Genomic DNA, 24264 nt, shown 5'->3' with positions numbered 1-24264 from the left:
GATACAATAGACCTTGCAGGTGTCCTCTATATCTTTGCCACCACCTTGTGTGCCCTTTCGGGCCGCATACCCAAGTCTCATCGGTCGCGTAGCCCGCTACGCTCTCTCTTCGGACTTTGGCATGCATCTCAGAAATAATGCACAATTTGATGGCAATTGATTTTGAACACCTACTTACATACGGCGGCACGACAGCCTGCAGGTAACTGAACCAACAAACAGGAAAAACAATGACAATAGAGAAATTCCAACAATTGATAGCCGAAGGCAAACCGCTCGAAGGCACCGAGATGATTACATTCATGCGCGAACAAACCGCACAGACAAGGAAGGTGCTCATGGACTTGAACACCAACTATCACACAGACGAGGAGATTGTGGGACTGTTCTGCAAAATAACCGGCAGCAACGTCGACCCGACATTCCGCATGTTTCCGCCGTTCTACACCGATTTCGGAAAGAACATCCACATTGGCAAGAATGTGTTTATCAACTCGTGCTGCCAGTTTCAAGACCAGGGCGGAATCTTCATCGGCGACGGTTGCCTGATAGGCCCGGGCACAATGATGGCCACGCTGAACCACGGCTTCCAACCGGAAGACAGGCAGAACATGACGCACGCGCCGATAGTGATTGGCAAGGGGGTGTGGATAGGCGCCCACGTTACCATACTTCCCGGCGTGACCGTGGGCGACAACGCCATCATTGCAGCCGGAGCTGTGGTGACAAAAGACGTGGCTGCCGACACGATTGTAGGCGGAGTGCCGGCCAAGGCCATCAGGAGCATACATGACAACGCCTGACGGGAGCGGGCAGCGAAGCGGAGGTAACGCAGGCACTACGGCATGCCTGCTGCGGGTAATGAGCTGCCCGACGCGAAATTGATGATGCTGCAATGATTTTGATACGACTTGAACAATGCCTGGCCTACATACCGGCAATGGGCAGCATCCACACTGTCAGTGTGCAGAACAACCGCTACGCATCATTTGCAGATGACATGTCGGGCCGTTGTTCTTGGCGCCATGCGCTACGTTTCCGACAATGTTGAAAAACAAGCGGCACGCCTACATGGCGAAACCGCTTGTAAACCAAAATGGCAGATTGGGCTTAAGGAGAGCCAAGGGGTTGTGACTTTGGCTTTACATGAGGCTGTAGGGCAACGACAGCCTTACGGCATGCACTGCCGGCGGCTGTATGGCTAAAGACTGCTATGCCGGCATGCATAAATACACAAGCCATCTTCCCAACTGCCCGGCTCTCCTTTTTTTCTTAGCCTGCGGCCTTGTCATGATACCGTTTGGCATACAGACGAATGTCATCGACAGCCTCTCGCGCCTCCCAAGCCACACGGCTGTAGCCCCGGCCGTAGGCGGCCCGGTGTGCCTACAGCTTATTCGGCCACACCGCCGTGGCCACGGCCAATGCTCAACTTCCGGCCGTCGGCGGTTACATATATGCCCGGCGGCAACTGGCCGGCACCATTGCCTGAAGTCACACGCACACCGCCCAAGGTGTAAACCGGGCCACCGCCGCCGACACCGCCGCCGACAGCATGGCCCGCCATGCCTGCAGTCACATTAAAACGGGCCAGCGACGACAATGCCGGCATGGCCCTCCCGGTCTGGTTGTCAAACAGTCCGGCGTTATACCAATTGTCGGTAACGCGGTTGGTAGCCCAGTCGAGTCCACACTCGTTGGCCTCCATAAACCACCAGAACAGTCCGGTAACATTGGCGTGACGGCTGAGCATGTCCACCAAGTCGTCGGCAAACGCCTTCTGGCCGGCCCCGCTGATGGGGTAGACAGAAGAGTAGTCGAAGTAAACATCCGACGGTTGCCACGCATGGTAATAGCCCGTTTCGACTATCATCACCTCTTTGTCGGCGAAGCGCTCCGCCAACGTTGTGAGCGCAGCATCAAGCGATTGGAGCGGGCCGTGGTGGTAAGGGTAATAGCTCAAGCCTATGATGTCGTAGTCGAGCCCGGCCGCATCCATGTCATCATAAAAGGCGGTGAGATACGACGGTTGGGCCACGCGCTCGGTGTGAAGCACGATGCGGGCCTTCGGGCATATCTCGCGGCACGCCCTGATGGCAGAGGCAAGAAGGGAGGTGAAGCGTTTTTCGGTTGCCTCGGTGCCGCCAACGGCATAATAACGCTGCCACGAGCCTTCATCATAACGCGGCCCCCACAGCATGCCGTAGCTTATCTCGTTGCCGGTCTGTATGAGGTCGGGGGCTGCCCCGGCCGCAACCATCTCCTCAAGCACGTTGCGCGTGTAATCATATAGACGCTCGTTGAGGGCGTCGCCGCTGAGCCCACGCCATGCGTCGGGGGTGAACTGCTTGGCAGGGTCGGCCCAGGTGTCGCTGTAATGTAAATCGAGCAACAGTGAAAAACCGGCATCCTTTATGCGCCGACCGAAGGCTTTCACGTAGTCAAGGTCTTGCTTCACGCCCTCGCCTTTCTCGGCATCTGTGGCCTTGGACGGGTCGACGAAGAGCCTGAGGCGCATGGCGTTCAACCCTTGACGGCCGAAGAACGGCAGCAACCGGGCAATGGGCTGCCCCGAGGCGTCGTAATACTGGGCGCCATGGGCCTCGTAGTCGGCAAGCAACGAAATGTCGCCTCCTACATATTTATGTGCCGACGCCGGCATCAGGAGTACTGACGCCAGCGCCGCAACGATGATTTTGATTCTCATAAAAAGCAGGGTTGGGTTGGTTTACCTTACCACTTTCTTTCCACCTACGATATAGATGCCCTTGCCAAGGCCGTCAACGGCATTTGCGACAGAGGTGCCGGCAGGGGCCACACGCAGCAATTGGCCGCCCACGGTGTAGACTTTCACAGGGCCTTGCGAGGCAAGGTCGCCGGCCACGACACCGCTTATGGCCGAGTAATCGCCGGTGACATCGGTAACGGTATACTTGCCGTTGGTCATCCCTTCGGATATGACGTAATACTTGTCTTCGGATATCGGGCCTATGTCTACTGTCTGGCCGGAGCTGCTGCCTTGGTCGAATATCACGTTAAACGAATAATCGGACGTGGCAACATCAAACGATTGGTAATACCAACGCTCGCCATTGATGTCACAGGTGGCCGTAACCCTGCTGCCGGGCCATGCGCCGTTGAGTTGTGTCGAGGCAGCATCGTTTGCCCAGGCATAAAGATATAGCGAGCTCCACCCCGGGTCTTTCACATAGACCGTGGCCTTGTGGGCTTCGAAAGGCTCGATGGCATAATGCCGCGTGATAACGTTGCTCACCACGCCGCCGCTGAGCAAGCCAGCCTTGAGCGTGGTTGTGGCGGTTATCCTGACACTGCCGCCATCGGGCAGCGATGCCGACGAGGCCGTTGGCTCGGTGCCGTCGGTGGTATAGACAATGCGTGCCGAGGCATCGGCGCTGATGGCCGACAGGGTGACACTGAAAGCACCATCATACGTGCCCGACGGTGCACTAGCCCAAGGCGACTCGGCCGAACCTGACACATATACCTTGTAACCGCTGCCTGACGCCGTGAGCTTGTAGCCAGCAGGCGCTGTATATGCCCCTGTGCCATAGACCCCAATGACGCCGGCCTTGGTGCCGGTAACCTCGACAGCAAAAAGTGAAGAAGCGTTGTTGAGCACCCGGGTGGCGCTTTGGTTGGTTATGCCGGCCATCTTGCGCACCGTCACAAGCTGCTTTATGGCATTCTTGTAACCCTTCCAGTGAGAAAGAAACACGCATGGCGTGCCGGGCATGGTCAGTATGTAGGCATTGGCAGCCTCGACATACGAGTGCACGGGGTCGCCGAGGCTGGAGGCATCGCGGTATTGCGTATCGTGGTTTTCGACAAACGTGACGGCGTAGCGCCTGTAGTCGCGATAAGAAGCCAGTCCTATGCCCGAGAGCTTGCTCCAGTTACCGCCGTTGCAGGCATCGCGGATGGCATATCGGGTGGCGAAATCAAACGTAGCCGACTGAGGCTTGCCGTCAACCATGGTGCCGTCAACCCAGTTGCGCAGCAATGTTGCGTTGCCATCCCAATACTCGCCGACAGAGAATTGGGGTGCCACGGTAGAGTTGTAGAGGCCCGTATACTTGGCAGCATAGCCCTTGGTCATGTCGTAACGGAAGCCGGCATAACCAAGCTCGTCTTTCAGGAAACGCAAGTATGCAATGACATTGTCCTGCACATTCTTCGACGTATGGTCAAGGTCGCGCATCCCGCTCCAGTCTTCGCCCGTGTCTGCCGCCCCGGTGACGTTGTACAGACGGGCCGTAGCTCCGCCATCATCATCACGGCAAATATCGGCAAGACCCATCTGGTATGTCACGCCGTTGTGGGTCTCGGCAGGGAAGTCAACCCACGAACCGCCCACACCGAGCGAGCCACGGTGGTTGACAACGACATCGGCAATGACGCCAACGCCGCGTTTGCCGAGCGCCGAAATCATAGAGCGCAACTGCGACTCGGTTCCGAAACTGCTGTTCTGGTCGTAATAGTACACCGGGGTGTAGCCCATCACGTTGTAGGTTGTGTTGCAGTTGCCGCTCTGGGGCACCCAAACGAGGTCGAAAAACTCGGACAGTTCGTCGGCCTGCGACTCGATGTTGCTCCATTGGGTGTCTACAAACGAGTCCCAGTAGAACCCTTGCAGCATCACGCCACCATAGTTGGCCGGCCAGCCTTGTGCATTCAAGCAAGCCGGAAAGAGCAGCATCGAAGCCAAAAGAGAATTGAATATTTTCATAAAAGGTTTTGTTTTTAGTAATTGAATTGCTATTTGTACATCTCTTAAAAGAGTCTATCATAAAACCGATGTGCAACGGAAAGCGACGGAGACACGGGCCTACTCACCGATGAACCCCATGAAATCATACGCTGCCGGCAGCAGCCTGCCGGTGCGGTTGTCAAAGAGTCCACGGTTGATCCAATTGCCCATCATACTGCCGCAGCTGCCGTTCTCCTCGGGAAACCACCAGAACAGTCCGGTGACATTGGCATGGCGGCGCAATTCGGCCACCAGTTCGCGTGTGAACATGCGCTGCCCGTCGATGCTGATGGGATAAAACTCGGCATATTGGTCGGGCGAGGTTGCCCAACGGTCGTTGGCGTGAGAGTAGTAGGCAGCCGTCTCGACAATCATGACAGGCTTGTCGGGATAACGCACCGCAAGCGAATCGAGTGTTGCCGACAGCACTCCCACGGCCTTGTGCCACATCGGATAGTAGCTCAGGCCTATGACATCATAGTCGAGCGTGGCCAGACGGTCATAGAACGCCTTGGTGAATGCCCAGTCGCCGGCCTTCTCTGTGTGGATGATAATCTTTGCTTCAGGGCACACATCGCGGCAGGCACGGCAACCGGCGGCAAGCAGGCTGCCGAAGAGTTGCTGGTTGGCATCGTCGAATGGCGATGTCTTTGCCTCGGGCCACATCATGCCGTTGCTTATCTCGTTGCCCACCTGTATGAGGTCGGGGGCTGCACCTGCACCGACCAATGCTTCAAGGCTTGCTCGGGTATAGGCATAGACGCTGTCGGGAAGAGCCGTCCGAGGCACTCCCGACCAACGTGCGGGCATGAACTGCTTGCCCGGGTCGGCCCATGTATCGCTGTAATGGAAGTCGAGCATAAAGCGGAAACCGGCTCGCTTTATCCTTGCACCCAGACGCCTGACGTAGCCGATGTCCTGGCACACTCCTTCATCCTTGTGGTCGGCGGGGGCCAGCCCGGGGTCGACAAACAGCCTTACGCGCATGGCATTCCAACCAAGTTGGCTGAACATTTCAAGCGGTTTTACCGCCTTGCCTTCCGAATCACGGTAGACAGCCTTGCTCTCTTCGTATGACGGCAACATAGATATGTCGCCACCGAGCAGCCGTTGCTGGGCAACCGCACAGACAGAAGCAGCCAGGGCCAAAAGAAGTAATGGTTTTCGCATGTGGTCGTTTTAGGTTATAAATAAAAAAAGATGAAATTGAAAAAAGGGAGACTCCGCCGATTACAACGGAGCTCCCCTCTATTCTTAACAAAGAAATCAATTCTTTGTCATGGTGCAATGGTTCATGCCTTCGCACGACAGATACAGCTTGATGGTGTAATTGCCGGCAGACACACTGATGTCACTGCCACCGGAAGTAAGGTTGTCTATGCTTCCGCCCCAGTTGATGTCCCAGCCTTTGTTGGCACGGAACTTGAACTTGCCGTCAACAAGCGACGTGGTGACAGTCCAGCATCCCTCGCTTACATCGTACGTCATCTCTGTGTCGGTGTCCCATCCGCCAGACGTAGCATCGCCGATGAGGCCGATGGTGTTGATGCGGGTGAGGTTGTATGTCATCGAAACGATGTTCACATCCATCATATAGAAGCCTGTCTCAGGCGCGTCGATGTTGCTGCTTCCGTTCTCGGTGAGGGTTCCAGAGTAAGCGTCGCCCGAAGCCTTCTCCCAGTCGCCGGTCCAGTTGTCGTCAGGGTTGGGCTTGAACTTGAATTCACCGTTGAGGTAAGCAAAGCCACGGTAGGTGCCGTCATAGTTCACACCGGCAAGCGGAATGGTCGACGACCAACTGGTGTTGTTGCCAATCTCGTATATGTATGGGGCAAAGTTCAATGCCTCGATGGCATAAGTGCGCTCCCACATGTTGATGGTTATGCGGTAGTGACCTGCCTTCCCGAGCACGCCTTTGCCGGCGTTCTCAGACACGAGCTTGCCACTGAGCTCGGTGCTGCCATCCTTTTCGGGGCCGAAATACAATCCTTCATCGTTGGTAGCAGCGCTCGACACTATCTGCCAAGTGGCGTTGTCCTCGGTTGTCTTCACCGTAACGGTGAACACCGGGTCGTCGTAGACATCGGCACTGCTGTGGGTAAACTCCGCAGTGTTGTTATCGCCATACTGGAAATAATACCCATCGTCGATGCGATACGGGGCTGAAGGAGATACCTTTGCCTCAAAAGAACCGGCATCTACAAACACAGCCTCGCCATTCTTCGTGGCATTGGCATATATATGCACGGTAAAAGGACGTGCCGTGGGACGCTTGCCATAAGACGTGACCACAGCGTCTTGGAGCTCGGCTGTTGCCACCCTGCCGTTGACATCACCGTTAAGCACCTGCTTGGACTGGTTGCCATCAAGCAATTCAGCACGCACATTCTCAACCGAGTAACCCTCTGGAAGAGCCGGAACGGCCAATGAAAACAGTTTAACGCTGTCTGACTCGCTTGCCGACAAGTCTACGACATAACTTGCATCACCTACGTATGATGAAGAAAAACCAGGTATTGTGATAGCCGGTTCTTGCGCACTCGACTGCGGATTGGCCCAATCAGTATAATCATCAGAACATGATGCCATACTTAACAGTACTAAACCTGTCAGCGCATATAATGATTTCCTTTTCATAATTCGTCAATATAAAGTTGTTATTACTTAATTTCGCCGGTGCCGGTAGCGAAGTTCAGATACATCTTCTGGCCGACAGAACCTGCCACACGCTGCTGGTCACCACCTGTGCCGCGGTAAACTATCTTGCCTGAAATAACGATAAACTCAGACTTCCACCAATCATATCCGGGCACTTTGACGTAAACGCGCACTCCGTCACCATCACCACCGGGCACTGCTCCCGTGAAGGCGGGCGACTCAAACGAACCCTTGGCGTCTGCAGGAACACTGAAAAGACCTGCAGGATTCTGCTCCTTCCAGTCCTTGTCGCCGATGCACGGGCCCATAAGCCATACCTCGGGCTTCAAGAACTGAACGTCGTAAAGGATTGTACGGCCCGACACTGACGCTGAGACAACCATGAGTGTCCATTGTGGTTTGTCTGATGCTATCTTGCCGCCATTATCCTTTATCTGGCTTGCAAGGTCTCCGGACACTGAGTTCAATCCTGCATATCCAACCTCATTGCCATCGTAAGCCATGGCCGAGTTGAACATGATGCCGTCAGCATCAACATATACCATGGCCCAGAACACATTGGTAGTGCCATTAACCATGACCATCTCGACGGCCTTGTCCCACTTACCATCGGTGAAGTTGCCCATGACATAAAGTTTCTCTGGCACAGTAACAGGGGGCAGAGAGAACTCGAACATGACCTTGTCCAAGCTAATCACGTTTGAGAGAATCTCCGTGCCAGGCACAGGAGAGTTGGTGCTGGTAAGCATCTGTGCCTTCAGGCGCAAATAAACCTTGCTCACAAGCGGGAAGTCCTGCTCGGTCTTGCCTTCAGAAAGCTCAAGCTGTGTGAGGGCGCTTGCCAATGTGTAAGCATCCAGATTGATGTTCACCGACGAAAAAACCTGTGCTATCTCGATAGAGTCGCTCATGTCGGACTTTAAAGACACCTGCACTGTATAACCTGTACTTGCCGGGAAACCGTAGTCTGGCTGTGAACAAGTCAGGTTCACCGTTGTTGAGTTGGTGAGGTCGATGGGCTGGTTCGCAGCCGCCGGTGTATTCAGGACAAACTTTGTTGGTGTAACAACAGTCGGGTTAGAGTCCGTATCGTCGGAGCAGGCTGTAAGCAAGCCAAGCCCCACCACCATCATCAACATTGACTTTATTATCTTATTCATCGCTATTATCTTTAATTAAATTAATCATACTCAAATGCTGAATCAATACTCAGGATTCTGCTTCAGATTACTGTTAGCGGTCAACTCTTCTGTTGGAATGGCAAAGATATTCAGATGTGAGTCGAAGTTGCGGCCAGCCTTGTCGCCGCCCTTCCATTGCCAATTGTAGTTGTTGTTGCCACCGTAACGTCCGAAACGAATCAGGTCAGTGCGCCTGCGGCCCTCAAAGTAGAACTCGCGGCTCCATTCGTCACATATCTCAGACAACGAATAAGAGGCTGATTCGCTTCGGGTTGAGGCGTGAGCTCTGTTGCGAATGTCATTGATAGCCTTGGTTCCGTCGATAGATGTCTTGCCTCCATTCAAGCGAGCATCGGCCTCGGCGTATGTCAGGTAAGCCTCGGCGACGCGCATCAAGAAGAAGTCTGCATCGGGGAATGTAGCATCGCTTCCTGCAGCACCATTGGTCTTGAAGTTCGTAAACTTGGCAACGGCATATCCACTGGTGAATGTCGAAACGTCGTTGTTGTCCAAAGTGCGTCCGATTCCGTCAAAGAGAGCACGGTCGTCGCCTGCTGCCACATACATATCATACGACGCTACCTGCGGCACATCGGCAGACTTGTCGGGGAAGAACTTCCTGATCAAGTCGGGACGCGCGCGGTTTCCACCCCAGTTTTGGTCGGTTCCGTTTGTCGCATTGAGGTTTTTGGGGTTTGCATGCATCTTGTTGTCGAAGCATCCAGCCATCAGGAAAAGCGACGTACCCCAGCTTGTGGTCTTCAGACCGTCGCACAGCAACGGGAAAATGCCCTCATAAGCAGCGTCGGTCTCGCCGTTATCGCCCATGAAAAGCATCTGGTATGCAGTCCATCCACCCACTCCCTGAGTGTTCAGCCTATATGATGATGTCATCACCTTGTTGGCATAAGTCTTAGCCTGCGACCACTGAGCGGTGCCAGTGTAAACCTCTGCATTGAGAGCCATGCGGGCCTGCAGCAGCCAGCAAGCGGCCCTGTCTACGCGGCCATATCCCGGGTCTGAGGATTTCTTAGCCTTCGGTTCAGACAAGTCAGGCTCTATCTCGGCGAGCTCATTGTTAATCCATTCAAACATCTGGGCCCTTGAATACTGCACCGGCTTGTCCAGCGACTTTGTGGTGAAAGGCACATTTCCCCACCCGTCCATGAGCAGATAGTACTGGAATGCACGCAAGAACCTCACCTCGGCACGCTTTGTCGGCTCGGCGTCGCCTATCAGCTCAAGGTATCTGTTGCAATAAGATATGCCTGTTGTAAGCCTGTAATAGAATCCCTTCAGCATAGGGTGCGAGGCATTGTATGAGTTATAGCAGAAGCTTGCCACGCCGTCGTCGCCCCAGCCACAAATAGCCTCGTCGGTTGTCAGCTCGTTTGAGTTGAACAATTGGCGCACAAATCCCGTCGTTCCGCCATCCAGACCGTCGATGTCGCAGTCGCCGTTGGCGCCGCCATTGCCGGCAAGGGCAAAGTTGGCATAGCACTTGTTGAACAGTCCGTCAGCATTTAATTCAGTATCAATGTTGGGGCTTATTGGTGTTACATCCAGGTCGCCCGTGCAAGATACGATTCCAAACACAAGGCCGATGGCCGCTGTTGAAACCAAGTTCTTCATATATCTTTTCATGATTGTAGTCTATTTAAAAATTCAAGTTCAGGCCCAGGATATACGAAATAGGACGCGGATAGAGGTTGTTGTCGTATCCGTTGTTTATTTCCGGGTCAATTCCATTGTACTTTGATATAGTGAACACGTTCGAAACGGTTGCGTAAATACGTCCAGAGAGACCTTTGTAAGAACCAATCTTGAACAGGTTCTCAAAGCTGTAGCCGAGAGTAATGTTGTCACACTTCAGGAAAGAAGCGTTCTTAACATAGTAGTCAGACATCTTGGCTGTCATCTCATAAGTCTGCCAGTTGCGTGCCAAAGCGTCAACGGGTCGGTTGGACAGATACTTGAGCGAGTTGGAGAACACCTCTCCCTTGTTCATGTTGCTCCATCCGGCGAGTATTCCGTCATACACATAGTTGCCGAAGCTGGCCCTGAGCGAGAAGCCGAAGTCCCAGTTCTTCCACTCCATGCGTGAAGACAGACCCATCGTCACGTCGGGTGCCGGGCTCTTGTAGAGGTAGCGGTCGTCTTCGCTTATCTTGCCGTCGCCGTTGCGGTCGACAACCAAATTCTCTATAGGATTGCCGTTGCTGTCGTACACCTGCTGGTAAACATAGAACGAGTTGCAAGGATAGCCCACCTGGTTGTACTGCAGGTACGAGCCTGTTCCCTGTCCCACCTTGATGTCGGTGTTGGCCACCGGGGCCCCGTTTTCCGACACACCCGTAAGGTCAGTGATCTCGTTCTTGTTGAATGTGAGGTTGTAGTTGATGTTCCAATAGAAGTCCTTGGTTGTTATGGCCTTCCAGTCTGCCGATATTTCCAAGCCCTTGTTCTCGAGCGTACCGATGTTCTGCCAAGCCTGGTTTCTGAATCCGGCCATTGCAGCAAGCGGGGCATAGTTGAGCAAGTCTTTCGTCTTGCGGTAATATCCATCGATGCTCAGCGTGAGCTTCTGGTCGAGAATGCCGAAGTCCACCCCGACGTTGTATGTCGTGGTTGTCTCCCACTTCAGTTCTGGTGTATAGTTGTTCGGCCTGTAGAGCACGCCGGTGCCTGTCACGGGATAGAATCCGTTGGTGCCGGTGCTTATAGAGTACGACGGAATCCAGTTGTAGTTGTCAATTTTCTCTCCGGCCTGCTGTCCGGTCATACCCCATCCCAGGCGCAGCTTCAAGTCAGACAGCCAGTTGACGTCTTTGAGGAACGACTCCTCGTTGACCTTCCATGCAAAGGCAAACGACGGGAAAGTAGACCAGTGCTCCTTAAAGCGTGAGGTACCGTCGCGGCGCACAGTGGCAGTGAGATAATAGCGGTTGAGCAGAATATAGTTTGCTCGCCCGAAGAACGACACCAGGTAGCTCTCTGTCTTGTCGTTGTACGGAGTGTGGGGGCGTGCTGTTCCGCGCAGTGTAAGGTCGTCGTTAGTCATCCGGTAATACCCTACGTAGTCGTTGCTGGTGCTCTTCCAGAAGTGCTGCCACTCGTAACCGGCCATGACGTCGAAGTGATGCTTATCGTTGAAGTCCTTGTAGTATTGCACGTATGCGCTGAGAGAGAGGTTGCGCTTGAGTATTTCCTCGGCGCCATAGCTTCCGTAGTACATTGTGCGCGGGCAAGCCGGGCTCGAAGCCAACGACTGGCGGCCCTTTGATATGTCGGCACCAAGCGTCAGGTGCAGGCGCAAGTCCTCGAAGCCGTGCACCTTGTAGTCAATGTCTGCGCTGCCCACGAACGCGCGGCTGTGGGCAATGTCCTCGCGCTCATACAACAGCGCCATCGGGTTTGGTATCTCGGCCGTGCTGTTGTAAGTGTTCTTCCACGAAGAGTCGCCGTACGAAGCGGTGGTTGTCCACTCAAAATACCCACCGAAATTCTTGAGAGTATATGGAACCAACGAGATGTCATTCGTGCTGTCATACAGCAAATCCTGGTGATACTTGGATGTAAACCTATAGGGGTCTTGCGTCGGGTCCATCTTGACAGCAGCCGCCACGGCGCCACCGTCGGCATACTGCGTGCGCGCATACATGCCCTTGGCGTTGAGGTTCATTGTCAGGTGGTCGTCAAGCAATGACGGGTTGAGGTTGATCGATGCCGTCACGCGCTCAAAGTCTGATGTCTTCAGGATACCCTCCTGGTTGGTATAGCCCACAGAAACGCGGTAAGGCAGGTTCTTGAGCGCGCCAGACAACGTAACGTTGTGGTCGTGGCTCCACGCCGTGCGGTAGATAAGGTCCTGCCAGTCGGTGTTGGCGGTGCCCAAGGCGCTGTATGCCTCGCTGTCCACGCCATAGATATCCTCTATGAGCGACCTGTACCCATCGGCGTCAAGCACGTCGACAGTCTTCTTCTTTGTGCTTATTGTCATGCTTCCCGAGTAAGACACAGTGGGCTTCTGGCCCTTGCGCCCCTTCTTGGTCGTGATGATGATTACGCCGTTAGAACCGCGCGAACCGTAGATGGCTGTGGCCGAAGCATCCTTCAATACGTTGAACGACTCGATGTCTTGCGGGTTAATCATCGACAGCTTGTTCGACAGTCCTTTCACTCCGTCGTTGTCCATAGCCATACCGTCAATCACGATAAGGGGGTCGTTGCTGGCGTTGAGCGACGAACCGCCGCGTATGCGTATCTGCGCGCCGCCACCGGGAGTACCGTCGTTGGATATGACATTGACGCCGGCCACCTTGCCCTGGATCATGTCTTGGGCATTGACCACGAGGCCCTTGTTCTTTGAATCGGGCTTCAAGGCCGTCACCGACCCTGTCAAGTCGCTCTTCTTCACCGTGCCGTAGCCGATCACCACCACGTTGTCGAGCACCTGCGCGTCGCTTTTCAGCACCACAAGCACCGAGGGCGCTGCCTTGACCGTTGCCGGCTGGTAGCCTACATAAGTGATGTTGATGTTAGCTCCCTCACGGGCCTTGATAGTAAAATTACCTTCGTAGTCGGTAACCGTGCCGCCTTGGGCACCTTCCACGCGCACCGTCGCGCCGATGACCGACTCGCCGGTGTCGTCATTCACATGGCCCTTGACAGTAATCTGTGCAAAGGCACCTACCGATAGGAATATGCTGACCAATAATGCAGCAAACCTAAACGGGCATCTAATGCTCACCTGTTTCATTTTGCATTAATTAAAAGTTAATATTTATGTACTTATTAGTTATTGGTTCGTCCTTGGTCTTAGGGCTGTCGCGGGTTCTTCGCAGCTCCTCAACGACATTGCAAAGATAGGTTTATTCGTGTTTGTTCATGTTTTTTATGATATAAAACTGCCCATTGTCTTTGCGCAATCGATTGCGCTATATAAATTTCAATATTTAATAATGTGTTACCCTCCACTTAGGGAGTTTTGAATAATTTTGTCGTCGCAAGCAAAGAAGACGATGGGCAAGAGGTCGACACAACTGACAATGAAGGACATTGCGCGCCAGATGGGCACTTCAGTATCCACAGTATCAAGGGCACTGAAAGACTCGCCGCGCATAAGTCCCGAGCGTAGGGCTGAGATTCAGGCCTTCGCGCGGGAGCACAACTTCATTCCCAACGCCCTGGCTGGCACGTTGCGCCATAGCAAGGTGGAGCCGCAGAAGACCATAGGCGTGGTCGTTCCCGAGATTGTGCACTACTATTTCGCCTCAATCATCTCCGGCATCGAAGAGAAAGCTTCGGCCGAGGGCTTCCTCGTGATGGTCAACCAGAGTTGCGAGAGCTACGAGCGCGAGGTGACCCTGTGCAACAATTTCTATAAATATAAGGTGTGCGGACTGATTGTCGTCCAGGCCAAAGACACGAAGAAGTATGCCCACTTCACCCAGTATGTGGAGAACGACATGCCCATAGTATTCTGCGACCGCATCTGCACGGGCGTCGATGCCAGCCGCGTGGTGGTCGACGACTACATTGGCGCCTACAACGCCGTGTCGCATCTCATCGAGACGGGCTGCAAGCGCATAGCCTTCTTCGGCTCGCAGCAGTCGCTCGAGATATTCAAGAACCGCTTCAACGGATGGAAAGACGCCATGCTCCGCCACGGCCTGAAGGCCGACAGCAACCTTGTCTACGAATGCGACACGATGGAGGAAGCCGAGCGAATAACCCCGATGATACTTGAAGGCGACGACCATCCCGACGCCATCTTCGCCGTCAACGACGACACTGCCATAGGAGCTCTCTACGCAACCAAGCAAAAAGGGTTCAGGGTGCCCGACGACATTGCCATCTGCGGGTTTACCAACAGCAACCGGAGCACGGCCTGCGATCCCATGCTGACCACCGTAGAGCAGCGCGGCCACGTCATGGGCATGGAGGCAGCCGACATACTGATAAGCCAGGTGAAGGGCACGCTGTCGATAGAAAAGGTAGAGAAGCGCGTTGTCCGCACCCAGCTCATAGTGAGAGGCTCAACGCTGTAACCGCCCCCCGGCGGTGGATGAGAGTCTGTGGCGCCCTGCGACAGGGCGCCGGCATATCCCGGGGCACGCTGCGGCCCGGCCCCGCGGGCGAAAGCCGACGAAGGCCCGTACGGGCAAACGACAAAGCCAATAACTTAAAACATAAATATGAAGACAAAACCGGATTTATCGTTCTGGAAACTATGGAACATTAGTTTCGGATTCTTTGGGGTGCAGATAGCCTACGCACTCCAGAGCGCCAACATCGCGCGCATATTCGCCACGCTCGGCGCCGACCCCCATTCACTGAGTTACTTCTGGATTCTGCCGCCACTGATGGGCATCATAGTGCAGCCCATCGTGGGCACCCTGAGCGACAAGACATGGTGCCGCTTCGGCAGGCGCATACCCTACCTGTTCGTGGGCGCCGCCGCGGCTGTCGTCGTGATGTGCCTGCTGCCCAACGCAGGGTCGCTGGGCATGACAGTATCCACCGCAATGATATTCGGACTGTGCGCCCTGATGTTCCTCGACACGAGCATCAACATGGCCATGCAGCCATTCAAGATGCTCGTGGGCGACATGGTCAACGAGAAGCAGAAGACGCTGGCCTACTCCATACAGAGCTTCCTTTGCAACGCCGGCTCGCTGGTGGGCTATGTGTTCCCGTTCTTCTTCACAGTGCTCGGCATTAGCAACGTGGCCCCCAAGGGCGTGGTGCCCGACTCGGTCATCTATTCGTTCTACATCGGCGCTGCCATACTGATACTCTGCGTCATCTACACCACTGCAAAGGTGAAAGAGATGCCCCCGGCCGAATATGCCGAGTATCACGGGCTCGACAAGCCGCTAAACGAAGAGAAGGTGAACATCATGCGGCTGCTGCGCAATGCTCCGTCGACATTCTGGACCGTGGGCCTCGTGCAGTTTTTCTGCTGGGCGGCGTTCATGTACATGTGGACTTACACCAACGGCACCATAGCCGAGACTTGCTGGCAAACCACCGACGTGGCATCCGAAGGCTACCAGGCAGCCGGCAACTGGGTGGGCGTGCTCTTCGCCGTGCAGGCCGTGGGCAGCGTTGTATGGGCCGTGGTGCTCTCGGTCATACCCGGCCGCAAGCTGGCCTACAGCCTCAGCCTCATCCTGGGCGGCGCCGGCTTCTGCATGGTGCCGTTCATCCACAACCAATACGTGCTCTTCGTCCCCTACCTGCTCATAGGCTGCGCATGGGCCGCCATGCTGGCCATGCCTTTCGCCCTGGTCACCAACGCGCTCGAAGGCCACGGCCACATGGGTGTGTACCTGGGCTTGTTCAACGGCACCATTTGCATACCGCAGATAGTGGCGGCCGCACTCGGCGGCACCATACTGTCGATGGTGGGCAGCTCGCAGAGCAACATGCTCCTGGTGGCTGGCATCTGCCTCATAGTCGGGGCGGCATGCGTGGCGGTCATCAAAGACAGGCAGTGAGGCCGGGGCGGCACGAATGCAGCATAAATGAATATGCCGGGGTGGTTCCCGGCATATTTTTTTCAAACAGGCTACCATGCCGCCGGATGCCGGTCTGTGCCTTTATACACTACCGTTCATCAGTGCCCAAAGCGCCCCTGCGCTGCTGCCGCGAATATTGGCCGGCGCCCTTGCCGAAAGAGCGGTGGGCCAAGCCACGGCAAAAGCGGCCGTTTGAGGATGAGGAACGGGCCGTTTTGGCATGCGATACGGGCCGTTCGGCAACGCAAAACGGCACATACCGCAAAACAGGCTGCCAACGCCACGCTTGCATGGGCGGTAAGCCGGCCATGAAACGCCGCCCAGCAACCAACCCAAAGTGGCCATGGCGGCCCGCCAACCGGCTGTGCCGACTGCCCTCGGCCGCTTTCTTTTGGCGAAGCAACCTGGCCGACTCAGGGCCTGACAGGGTATTGCCGCACGGGAAACCTACATGCCGGATGGCAAGGCATTGGCAAAAGCCACTGGATTAGGGAGCCCAGATGCCAGGCGGGGGATAGGGCCCGACGCAATGAAACGGGCATTGACCGCGGGGCAATGCGCAACCGATTGCACAAACAATCAACCTTTTCGATGGTCAACACGTAACTGCCTATCAGCTAAATTCGTAACTTTACACTCGTAAACTAAAAACCACCATATATGAATTTACATTTTAACATTAACTACAACACCCGCTATGGTGAAGAGCTGGCGTTGAACATAATAGCCTTCAACGACGATGGGAGCGACAAGACCATCGCCATGGACACCGACGAGGGGAGCCAATGGTCTTGCAACGTAGCCGTTGACAAGAAGCTGCCTGAAACAATTGACTACTACTACAGCGTGATGAAAAACGGCTGCCAGGCCAGGCACGAGTGGATGGTGAGCCCGCACAGGCTTGAGCTCGACGGCAGCCAGACTTACCATATCTACGACAACTGGACCGACCTGCCCGACGATGCCCACCTCTACAGCTCGGCGATAACCGAATGTGTGGCTGCCCGCAGCCACACAAACACGCAGGCCGGGCAAAGGCCGCGCCACGCGGTGGTGCTGAAAGTGAAGGCCCCGCAGCTGGCAGGTAACCAGAAACTCGTCATGGTGGGCAACGACTCGCTGCTCGGCGAATGGAACGCTGCCAAGGGATACCCCATGGCCGAGCACAAGCCAAACGAATGGATGGCCGTGATAGACACCGACAGGCTGTTTGCAAAAAACATAGAATTCAAGTTTGTGGCTGCCGACAGCGAGAGCCCCTTGGCCTACAAGTGGGAATGGGGCGACAACCGAAGGATGAGCATACCGGCGCTCGGGGCCGGCGAGACCATGGTGTGCGAACTGCAGCAGGCACGCCTCGAAGCCCCAGCCTGGCGCATGGCAGGCACGGTGATACCGGTGTTCTCGCTGCGCTCTGAAGGCAGCTTCGGCGTGGGCGACTTCGGCGACCTGCGCCTGATGACAGACTGGGCGGCACAGACCGGGCAGCGCGCCCTGCAGCTGCTGCCCATCAACGACACGGGCATCACCCACACCTGGACCGACTCATACCCTTACAATAGCATAAGCATCTATGCCCTGCACCCACAGTACACCGACCTGAGGCAGCTGCCGCCGCTCGCCGACGAGGCAAGGCGCAAGCACTATGAGCAACTGCGCACCGAGCTCAACGCCCTGCCGCAGATTGACTACGAACGGGTGAACAACGCCAAGCTGGCCTATCTGCGCGAACTCTATGCCGAACAGGGCGAGGCAATGATGCAGCGGGGCTCGTTTACACAATTCTTCGAGGCCAACAAGCAGTGGCTCGTGCCTTACGCCGCCTTCTGCCACTACCGCGACATGTATGGCACGGCCTCGTTCGGGTCGTGGCCCGACCACCGCCGCTTCGACGAGGGCGAACGCCTGTCGATGGCCAACCCGGCATCCGAGAGCTACCGCGAGGTGGCGTTCTGGTATTTCGTGCAATACAACCTGCACACGCAGATGCGCGGAGCCCACGAATACGCACGCTCGCGCAACATCATACTGAAGGGCGACATACCCATAGGCATCAGCCGCGACGGCGTCGAGGCATGGGTAGAGCCAAGGTATTTCAACCTCAACGGACAGGCGGGGGCACCGCCCGACGCATTCACTACCAAAGGACAGAACTGGGGATTACCCACATACAACTGGGACGCCATGCTGGCCGACGGATGCTCTTGGTGGGTGCGCAGGTTCCGCAACATGGCCGAATACTTCGACGCTTTCCGCATTGACCATGTGCTCGGCTTCTTCCGCATCTGGGAAATACCCATCGACGCGGTGCACGGGCTGCTGGGGCAGTTCTCGCCGTCGCTCGGCCTGTCGCGCGAAGAGATTGAGGCCTACGGCCTGCACTTCCAGGAAGAGTTCTACACCACGCCGTTCATCACCGACTGGGTGCTCGACCGCATATTCCGCGAAAGGGCCGGCGAGGTGAAGGACAACTACCTTGAGCGATGCGGCGACCGCTACCGCATGCTGCCGCAATACGACACGCAGCGCAAGGTCGAGGCTGCTTTCAGCGGAAAGACGTCCGACAGCGACACATGGCTGCGCGACGGTCTCTACGCCCTCATAAGCGACGTGCTCTTTGTGCGCGACCGCAAGCGCCACGACTTGTTCCATCCGCGCATCGGTGTGCAGCTCGACTTCATCTACGAGGCGCTGTGGGACTGCGACAAAGAGGCCTTCAACCGCATTTACAACGACTATTTCTACCACCGCAACAATCAGTTCTGGTATGAGGAGGCCATGAAGAAGCTGCCCATACTGACCGAGGCCACACGCATGCTGCCCTGTGCCGAAGACCTGGGCATGGTGCCCGACTGCGTGCCATGGGTGATGAGGCAGCTGCACATACTGAGCCTCGAAATCCAGTCGATGCCAAAAGACAACCACCTGAGGTTCGGGGCGCTCGAAAAGAACCCGTACCTGTCGGTGTGCACCATATCAACCCACGACATGCCCACGCTGAGGCAGTGGTGGGACGAAGACTGGCCACAAACGCAAGACTTCTTCAACAACACGCTCAACCACCAGGGACCGGCACCCCACCCGCTGCCCGGGTGGCTCGCCAAAGACATCGTGTGGCGCAACCTGTCGAGCCCGTCGATGCTCTGCTTGCTATCGCTGCAAGACTGGATGGCCACCGACGAAGACCTGAGGCTGGCCGACGCCGACGCCGAACGCATCAACATACCGGCCAACCCGCGGCACTACTGGAGGTACCGTATGCACATAACCATAGAGAACCTGATGAAGGCCGAAGGCTTCAACAGGCAGATCGGCGACATGATTGCCGCCAGCGGAAGGAAATGACCTGCAGCCGGCCGCGCCCGAAGTGGCTGCGGCCGACGCCCCGCACGCTCATATCGCATCGCTAAGGTAGCGGGAGTGGTTGCCAACTTATTGTCAAGTCAAGGCAGCAACACTGCTGTACTAAACACGTAGCGGCCATCGCAGTTAGTTTGGTTTCATCGGGCAATCACCCCGCTACCACTTGCCGGAACAAGGAAACGCCACACAACGGCACACATAGGGCCACAAGCCGGCAACAACGACAGACAGTCATGATAATCAATTATTAACTGATAACTAAAGACAACATAATGAAACGCAACATCATGCTATCAATCCTGACTGCACCTCTCATGGTGGCAGCACAGACAGTAACATCACCCAACGGCAACGTGGAAGTGAAGTTCTCGCTCGACGGAGGCCGCCCAGTCTACGAAATGTCATACAAAGGCAAGGCTGTGGTAAAGCCGAGCCACCTCGGGCTGGAGCTGGCCAAGAGCAAACACGCCAGCAAAGGCATGGAGGAAACCGACCTGATGGACGGATTCACGGTCAAGTCGACCGACACGTCTTCGTTTGACGAGACATGGAAACCGGTGTGGGGCGAAACGGCAACCATACGCAACCACTACAACGAGATGGCCGTCACGCTGTCGCAGGCGGCCACCAAGCGCGACATGACCATACGCTTCCGCGTCTACGACGACGGCATGGGACTGCGCTACGAGTTTCCCCAGCAGGAACAACTCAACTATTTCGTCATCAAGGAGGAGCGCACGGAGTTTGCAATGGCCGGCGACCACACGGCCTACTGGATTCCGGGCGACTACGACACGCAGGAGTATGAGACGGTAATCTCGCGACTGTCGGAGATAAGGGGCAAGATGAAGGAGGCCATAACGCCCAACTCGTCGCAGACGCCATTCTCAGACACGGGCGTGCAGACGTCGCTGCAGCTCAAGACCGACGACGGGCTGTACATCAACATCCACGAGGCTGCATGCGTAAACTATGCCACCATGCACCTGAACCTTGACGACAAGACCATGACTTTCACCTCTTGGCTCACCCCCGACGGCCAAGGCATGAAGGGATACATACAGACTCCGTTCAACACTCCGTGGCGAACGGTGATGGTGAGCGACGACGCGCGCGACATGCTTGCCTCAAACCTCATTCTCAACCTCAACGAACCATGCAAGATTGAAGACACCTCGTGGATAAAGCCGGTGAAGTATTGCGGCGTGTGGTGGGAGATGATTGTGGGCAAAGGCACGTGGAGCTACACCAACGACCTGCCGTCGGTGCACCTCGGACAGACCGACTACGCCAAGTGCAAGCCCAACGGCACTCACTCGGCAAACAACGAGAAGGTGAAGAGATACATCGATTTCGCCGCCAAGAACGGGCTCGACCAGGTGCTCGTCGAGGGCTGGAACGAAGGCTGGGAAGACTGGTTCGGCCACTCTAAGCTCGACGTGTTCGACTTCATCACGCCCTACCCCGACTTCGACATCAAGATGCTCAACGACTACGCACACTCAAAGGGCGTGAAACTGATGATGCACCACGAGACGTCTTCGTCGGTTTGGAACTACGAGAGATGGATGGAGCAGGCCTACTCGCTGATGAACAATTATGGCTACAACGCCGTTAAGAGCGGCTACGTGGGCGACATCATACCCCGCGGCGAGCACCACTACAGCCAGCTGATGAACAACCACTACCTGCGCGCAGTGACCGAGGCCGCCAAGCACAAGATAATGGTCAACGCACACGAGGCCACCCGCCCCACCGGCCTGTGCCGCACATGGCCAAACCTGATAGGCAACGAGAGCGCCCGCGGCACTGAATACGAGGCCTTCGGGGGCAGCGCACCCTACCACACGGTAATCCTGCCGTTCACACGCCTGCAGGGCGGCCCGATGGACTATACGCCGGGAATATTCGAGACGCAGCTCTCGACATGGAGCGACAACCCGTCGTTCGTGCACACCACGCTCTGCGGACAGCTCTCGCTCTACCTCGTCATGTACAGTCCGCTGCAGATGGCGGCCGACCTGCCGGAGCATTACGAGAAGTACGACGACGCTTTCCAGTTCATCCGCGACGTGGCTGTCGACTGGGACGACTCGAAATACCTTGAGGCCGAACCGGCCAAGTATATCACCGTGGCCCGCAAGGCCAAGGGAACCGACAACTGGTTCGTTGGCGGAAAGTGTGGCGAAGAGGGACACACGGCCGTGGTGAAGCTCGACTTCCTGGACAAAGGGCGCAAGTATGAGTGCTCGATATACCAAGACGCAAAGGATGCCGACTACGAGAAGAACCCTAAAGCCTATACCATCACCCACAAGACGGTGAAGAAAGGCGACGTGCTGAAAATCAAGGAAGCACGCGGCGGCGGATTCGCCATGTCGCTCTTCGCCAAATAAACAAACCGCATCATGAAATGAAAACTCAAAAGACGATATTGACCGGGCTGCTGGCAGCAATGCTGCCGGCGGCCGCCGGGGCACAGACTTTCAACGAAGCCGACTACACCCCGGAGCAGACAACATTCAGGCTGTTTGCACCCGACAATGCAAAAACCGTGAAACTCAGGATTTACAAGGCCGGGCACAAAGGACGACCTGAACGCACGGTGAAGATGGAACGCACGGCCGCCGACACATGGACGGCCACCGTGACGGGCAACCTGATGGGCCGCTTCTACACATTCGACACCGGGAGGGGCGAATGCGCCGGCGTTTTTGCCAAGGCCGTGGGTGTGAACGGGCAGAGGGCGGCCATCATAGACATGGACAAGACCGACCCTGCCGGCTGGAACGACGACCGTAGGCCTGTGGTGAAGTCGCCGGCCGACCTCGTCATCTACGAGATGCACCACCGCGACTACTCCATCGACGCTTCGTCGGGGATAGCCAACGGTGGCAAGTTCCTGGCGCTAACCGACCCCAAGGCCATCACCCACCTCAAAGAACTCGGTGTCAACGCCGTGCACATACTGCCGTCGTTCGACTATGCTTCCGTAGACGAGACGCGCCTTTCGACGCCACAATACAACTGGGGATACGACCCGGTGAACTACAACGTGCCCGACGGCTCTTACTCTACCGACCCGTATAAGCCCGAAACACGCATCCGTGAGTTCAAGCAGATGGTGCAGGCGTTGCACAAGGCTGGCATCCGCGTCATTCTCGACGTGGTCTACAACCACACCTTCAACATCGACGGCAGCAACTTCCAGCGCACATATCCCGATTACTTCTACCGCAAGACGGCCGACGGCAAATACTCCGACGGCTCGGGATGCGGCAACGAAACGGCATCGGAGCGCGACATGATGCGCCGCTTCATGGTTGAGTCGGTGCTCTACTGGATTGACGAATACCACATCGACGGCTTTCGGTTCGACCTCATGGGCTGCCACGACATAGAGACAATGAACGCCATCCGCAAGGCCGTCGACGAGGTTGACCCCACCATTTTCATCTATGGCGAGGGATGGAGCGCAGGCAGCTGCGCCCTGCCAAAGGAGCAACTGGGCCTCAAAGCCAACATGAAGGCCATGCCGGGCATTGCCGCCTTCAGCGACGAACTGCGCGATGCGCTGCGCGGCCCGTTCAGCGACGACACCAAGGGGGCGTTCCTTGCAGGCAAGCCGGGCGAGGAGGAGAGCATTAAGTTTGGCATTGCAGGGGCCATCGAGCACCCGCAGGTAGACATGTCGAAGGTGAATTACTCGACAGAGGCATGGGCATCGCAGCCCACACAGATGATAAGCTACGTGAGCTGTCACGACGACATGTGCCTCACCGACCGCCTGAGGGCGAGCATACCGGGCATAACGACCGACGAACTGATACGCCTCGACATGCTGGCACAGACGGCGGTGCTCACCTCGCAGGGCGTTCCGTTCATACTGAGCGGCGAGGAAATGCTGCGCGACAAGAAGGGGGTGCACAACAGCTACAACTCTCCCGACAGCATCAACCGCCTCGACTGGAACAACATGGAGCGCTATCCGCAGGTGATGGACTACTACAAGAACCTGACAAGGCTGCGCCGCAACCACCCGGCATTCCGCCTGGGCTCGGCGGATTTGGTGCGCCGCCACCTCGAGTTCCTGCCCACGCAGCCCGGGCTGGTGGCCTTCCGCCTGAAAGACTACGCCGGCCGCGACGACTGGCGCAACATCATCGTCATACTCAATGCCGCCAAGCAACAGCGCAAGGTGGCCATCCCGCAGGGCAACTACACCATTGTATGCCACGAGGGAAAGATAGACGAGAATGGCCTTTCTACCTTCAGCGGCAGCGAAGCCACCGTAAGCGCGCAGTCGGCACTTATACTCCACGACTAAGGCAAACCTATGGCAACATGAGTTGGAACCCATATTGATACGCATATATACATTATTGTCACTCGGACAAGACAAGCAACAATATGAGTTGCCAACACCACGTTTCGTGTGTATGGCTGTGGTGACTCAAGGCTGTATGGCAAATGCCATAAAAAGGCATGAGCCGCAGCCGCGGGACACCACAGCCGACACACGACAGACGACTTCGGATTGCATCACAGCCTGCAATTGCACGGCTGCTGCAAAATTCCCCCAAAGGACAAAGAGCGAGTGGTTTCGGCGATTTTTCAGCTATCTAAAACAACACAAATTAACCAAAATATTGTACCTTTGTAACTGTAACATCAATAGAAATACTAATACATGCCATTAGTGTCCCGTTAAAATCGGGACAAATTAATATTAATCAAACAATCCCGGCAAAAGGGAAGAATTGAGTTCTTT

The 24264-nt window shown here is 55.8% G+C and carries 13 protein-coding genes; 6 read left to right on the top strand and 7 right to left on the bottom strand.

Annotated features, from left to right (window positions below):
• The first annotated feature begins 230 nt into the window (after nt 1–230).
• Nucleotides 231–803: a DapH/DapD/GlmU-related protein gene (locus tag H6B30_RS11500; RefSeq protein WP_205110743.1), complete on the top strand. Its 573-nt coding sequence runs from the start codon at nt 231–233 to the stop codon at nt 801–803.
• Between the two features lie 590 nt (nt 804–1393).
• On the opposite strand, the gene H6B30_RS11495 is transcribed toward H6B30_RS11500, so the two are convergent.
• The 7 genes from H6B30_RS11495 to H6B30_RS11465 all read right to left on the bottom strand — a co-directional run bounded on the left by H6B30_RS11495 (nt 1394) and on the right by H6B30_RS11465 (nt 13366).
• The gene (locus H6B30_RS11495) at nt 1394–2707 is read right to left on the bottom strand and encodes a glycosyl hydrolase 53 family protein (RefSeq protein ID WP_205110741.1); all 1314 of its coding nucleotides are present in this window, start codon (nt 2705–2707) and stop codon (nt 1394–1396) included.
• Nucleotides 2708–2728: 21 nt separating this feature from the next.
• Nucleotides 2729–4747 (bottom strand): chitobiase/beta-hexosaminidase C-terminal domain-containing protein, encoded by a 2019-nt coding sequence (locus H6B30_RS11490; RefSeq protein WP_239483940.1) that lies wholly within the window; start codon nt 4745–4747, stop codon nt 2729–2731.
• Between the two features lie 99 nt (nt 4748–4846).
• Nucleotides 4847–5938 (bottom strand): glycosyl hydrolase 53 family protein, encoded by a 1092-nt coding sequence (locus tag H6B30_RS11485; protein WP_205110739.1) that lies wholly within the window; start codon nt 5936–5938, stop codon nt 4847–4849.
• Nucleotides 5939–6034: 96 nt separating this feature from the next.
• On the bottom strand, nt 6035–7357 hold the full coding sequence (locus H6B30_RS11480; RefSeq protein WP_239483938.1) for an Outer membrane protein SusF domain-containing protein: 1323 nt from the start codon (nt 7355–7357) through the stop codon (nt 6035–6037).
• 71 nt (nt 7358–7428) lie between these two features.
• Entirely contained in the window at nt 7429–8586 is a 1158-nt protein-coding gene (locus H6B30_RS11475) for a SusF/SusE family carbohydrate-binding protein (protein ID WP_205110735.1), read from the bottom strand.
• A 42-nt stretch (nt 8587–8628) separates the two neighbouring features.
• On the bottom strand, nt 8629–10251 hold the full coding sequence (locus tag H6B30_RS11470) for a RagB/SusD family nutrient uptake outer membrane protein (RefSeq protein WP_205110734.1): 1623 nt from the start codon (nt 10249–10251) through the stop codon (nt 8629–8631).
• Between the two features lie 13 nt (nt 10252–10264).
• Nucleotides 10265–13366, bottom strand: coding sequence for a SusC/RagA family TonB-linked outer membrane protein (locus H6B30_RS11465; protein ID WP_205110732.1), 3102 nt, complete (start codon nt 13364–13366; stop codon nt 10265–10267).
• A 262-nt stretch (nt 13367–13628) separates the two neighbouring features.
• On the opposite strand from H6B30_RS11465, the gene H6B30_RS11460 reads away from it, so the two are divergent.
• The 5 genes from H6B30_RS11460 to pulA all read left to right on the top strand — a co-directional run bounded on the left by H6B30_RS11460 (nt 13629) and on the right by pulA (nt 23820).
• Nucleotides 13629–14657 carry a LacI family DNA-binding transcriptional regulator gene (locus H6B30_RS11460; protein WP_239483936.1) on the top strand — a complete coding sequence of 343 codons (1029 nt, stop codon included), beginning with the start codon at nt 13629–13631 and terminating at the stop codon, nt 14655–14657.
• Between the two features lie 147 nt (nt 14658–14804).
• Entirely contained in the window at nt 14805–16109 is a 1305-nt protein-coding gene (locus tag H6B30_RS11455; RefSeq protein ID WP_205110730.1) for an MFS transporter, read from the top strand.
• A gap of 681 nt (nt 16110–16790) precedes the next feature.
• Nucleotides 16791–19475 (top strand): 4-alpha-glucanotransferase, encoded by a 2685-nt coding sequence (locus H6B30_RS11450; RefSeq protein ID WP_205110728.1) that lies wholly within the window; start codon nt 16791–16793, stop codon nt 19473–19475.
• A 290-nt stretch (nt 19476–19765) separates the two neighbouring features.
• Nucleotides 19766–21889: a glycoside hydrolase family 97 protein gene (locus tag H6B30_RS11445; protein WP_205110726.1), complete on the top strand. Its 2124-nt coding sequence runs from the start codon at nt 19766–19768 to the stop codon at nt 21887–21889.
• Between the two features lie 17 nt (nt 21890–21906).
• A complete protein-coding gene (pulA, locus tag H6B30_RS11440) occupies nt 21907–23820 on the top strand; it encodes a type I pullulanase (protein WP_205110724.1) in 1914 nt (637 codons plus the stop codon).
• The last annotated feature ends 444 nt before the right edge of the window (nt 23821–24264 follow it).

Source organism: Marseilla massiliensis (assembly GCF_016899955.1).
GTDB lineage: Bacteria > Bacteroidota > Bacteroidia > Bacteroidales > Bacteroidaceae > Prevotella > Prevotella intestinigallinarum.
Note: the sequence above shows the minus strand (reverse complement) of the source record. Positions and strands in the feature narration are given on the sequence as shown.

What these genes read in the sequence shown, in the direction of transcription:
- H6B30_RS11500 (WP_205110743.1), top strand. Translation starts at nt 231, where the DNA reads ATGACAATAGAGAAATTCCAACAATTGATAGCCGAAGGCAAACCGCTC.
- H6B30_RS11495 (WP_205110741.1), bottom strand. Translation starts at nt 2,707, where the DNA reads ATGAGAATCAAAATCATCGTTGCGGCGCTGGCGTCAGTACTCCTGATG.
- H6B30_RS11490 (WP_239483940.1), bottom strand. Translation starts at nt 4,747, where the DNA reads ATGAAAATATTCAATTCTCTTTTGGCTTCGATGCTGCTCTTTCCGGCT.
- H6B30_RS11485 (WP_205110739.1), bottom strand. Translation starts at nt 5,938, where the DNA reads ATGCGAAAACCATTACTTCTTTTGGCCCTGGCTGCTTCTGTCTGTGCG.
- H6B30_RS11480 (WP_239483938.1), bottom strand. Translation starts at nt 7,357, where the DNA reads ATGGCATCATGTTCTGATGATTATACTGATTGGGCCAATCCGCAGTCG.
- H6B30_RS11475 (WP_205110735.1), bottom strand. Translation starts at nt 8,586, where the DNA reads ATGAATAAGATAATAAAGTCAATGTTGATGATGGTGGTGGGGCTTGGC.
- H6B30_RS11470 (WP_205110734.1), bottom strand. Translation starts at nt 10,251, where the DNA reads ATGAAAAGATATATGAAGAACTTGGTTTCAACAGCGGCCATCGGCCTT.
- H6B30_RS11465 (WP_205110732.1), bottom strand. Translation starts at nt 13,366, where the DNA reads ATGAAACAGGTGAGCATTAGATGCCCGTTTAGGTTTGCTGCATTATTG.
- H6B30_RS11460 (WP_239483936.1), top strand. Translation starts at nt 13,629, where the DNA reads ATGGGCAAGAGGTCGACACAACTGACAATGAAGGACATTGCGCGCCAG.
- H6B30_RS11455 (WP_205110730.1), top strand. Translation starts at nt 14,805, where the DNA reads ATGAAGACAAAACCGGATTTATCGTTCTGGAAACTATGGAACATTAGT.
- H6B30_RS11450 (WP_205110728.1), top strand. Translation starts at nt 16,791, where the DNA reads ATGAATTTACATTTTAACATTAACTACAACACCCGCTATGGTGAAGAG.
- H6B30_RS11445 (WP_205110726.1), top strand. Translation starts at nt 19,766, where the DNA reads ATGAAACGCAACATCATGCTATCAATCCTGACTGCACCTCTCATGGTG.
- pulA (WP_205110724.1), top strand. Translation starts at nt 21,907, where the DNA reads ATGAAAACTCAAAAGACGATATTGACCGGGCTGCTGGCAGCAATGCTG.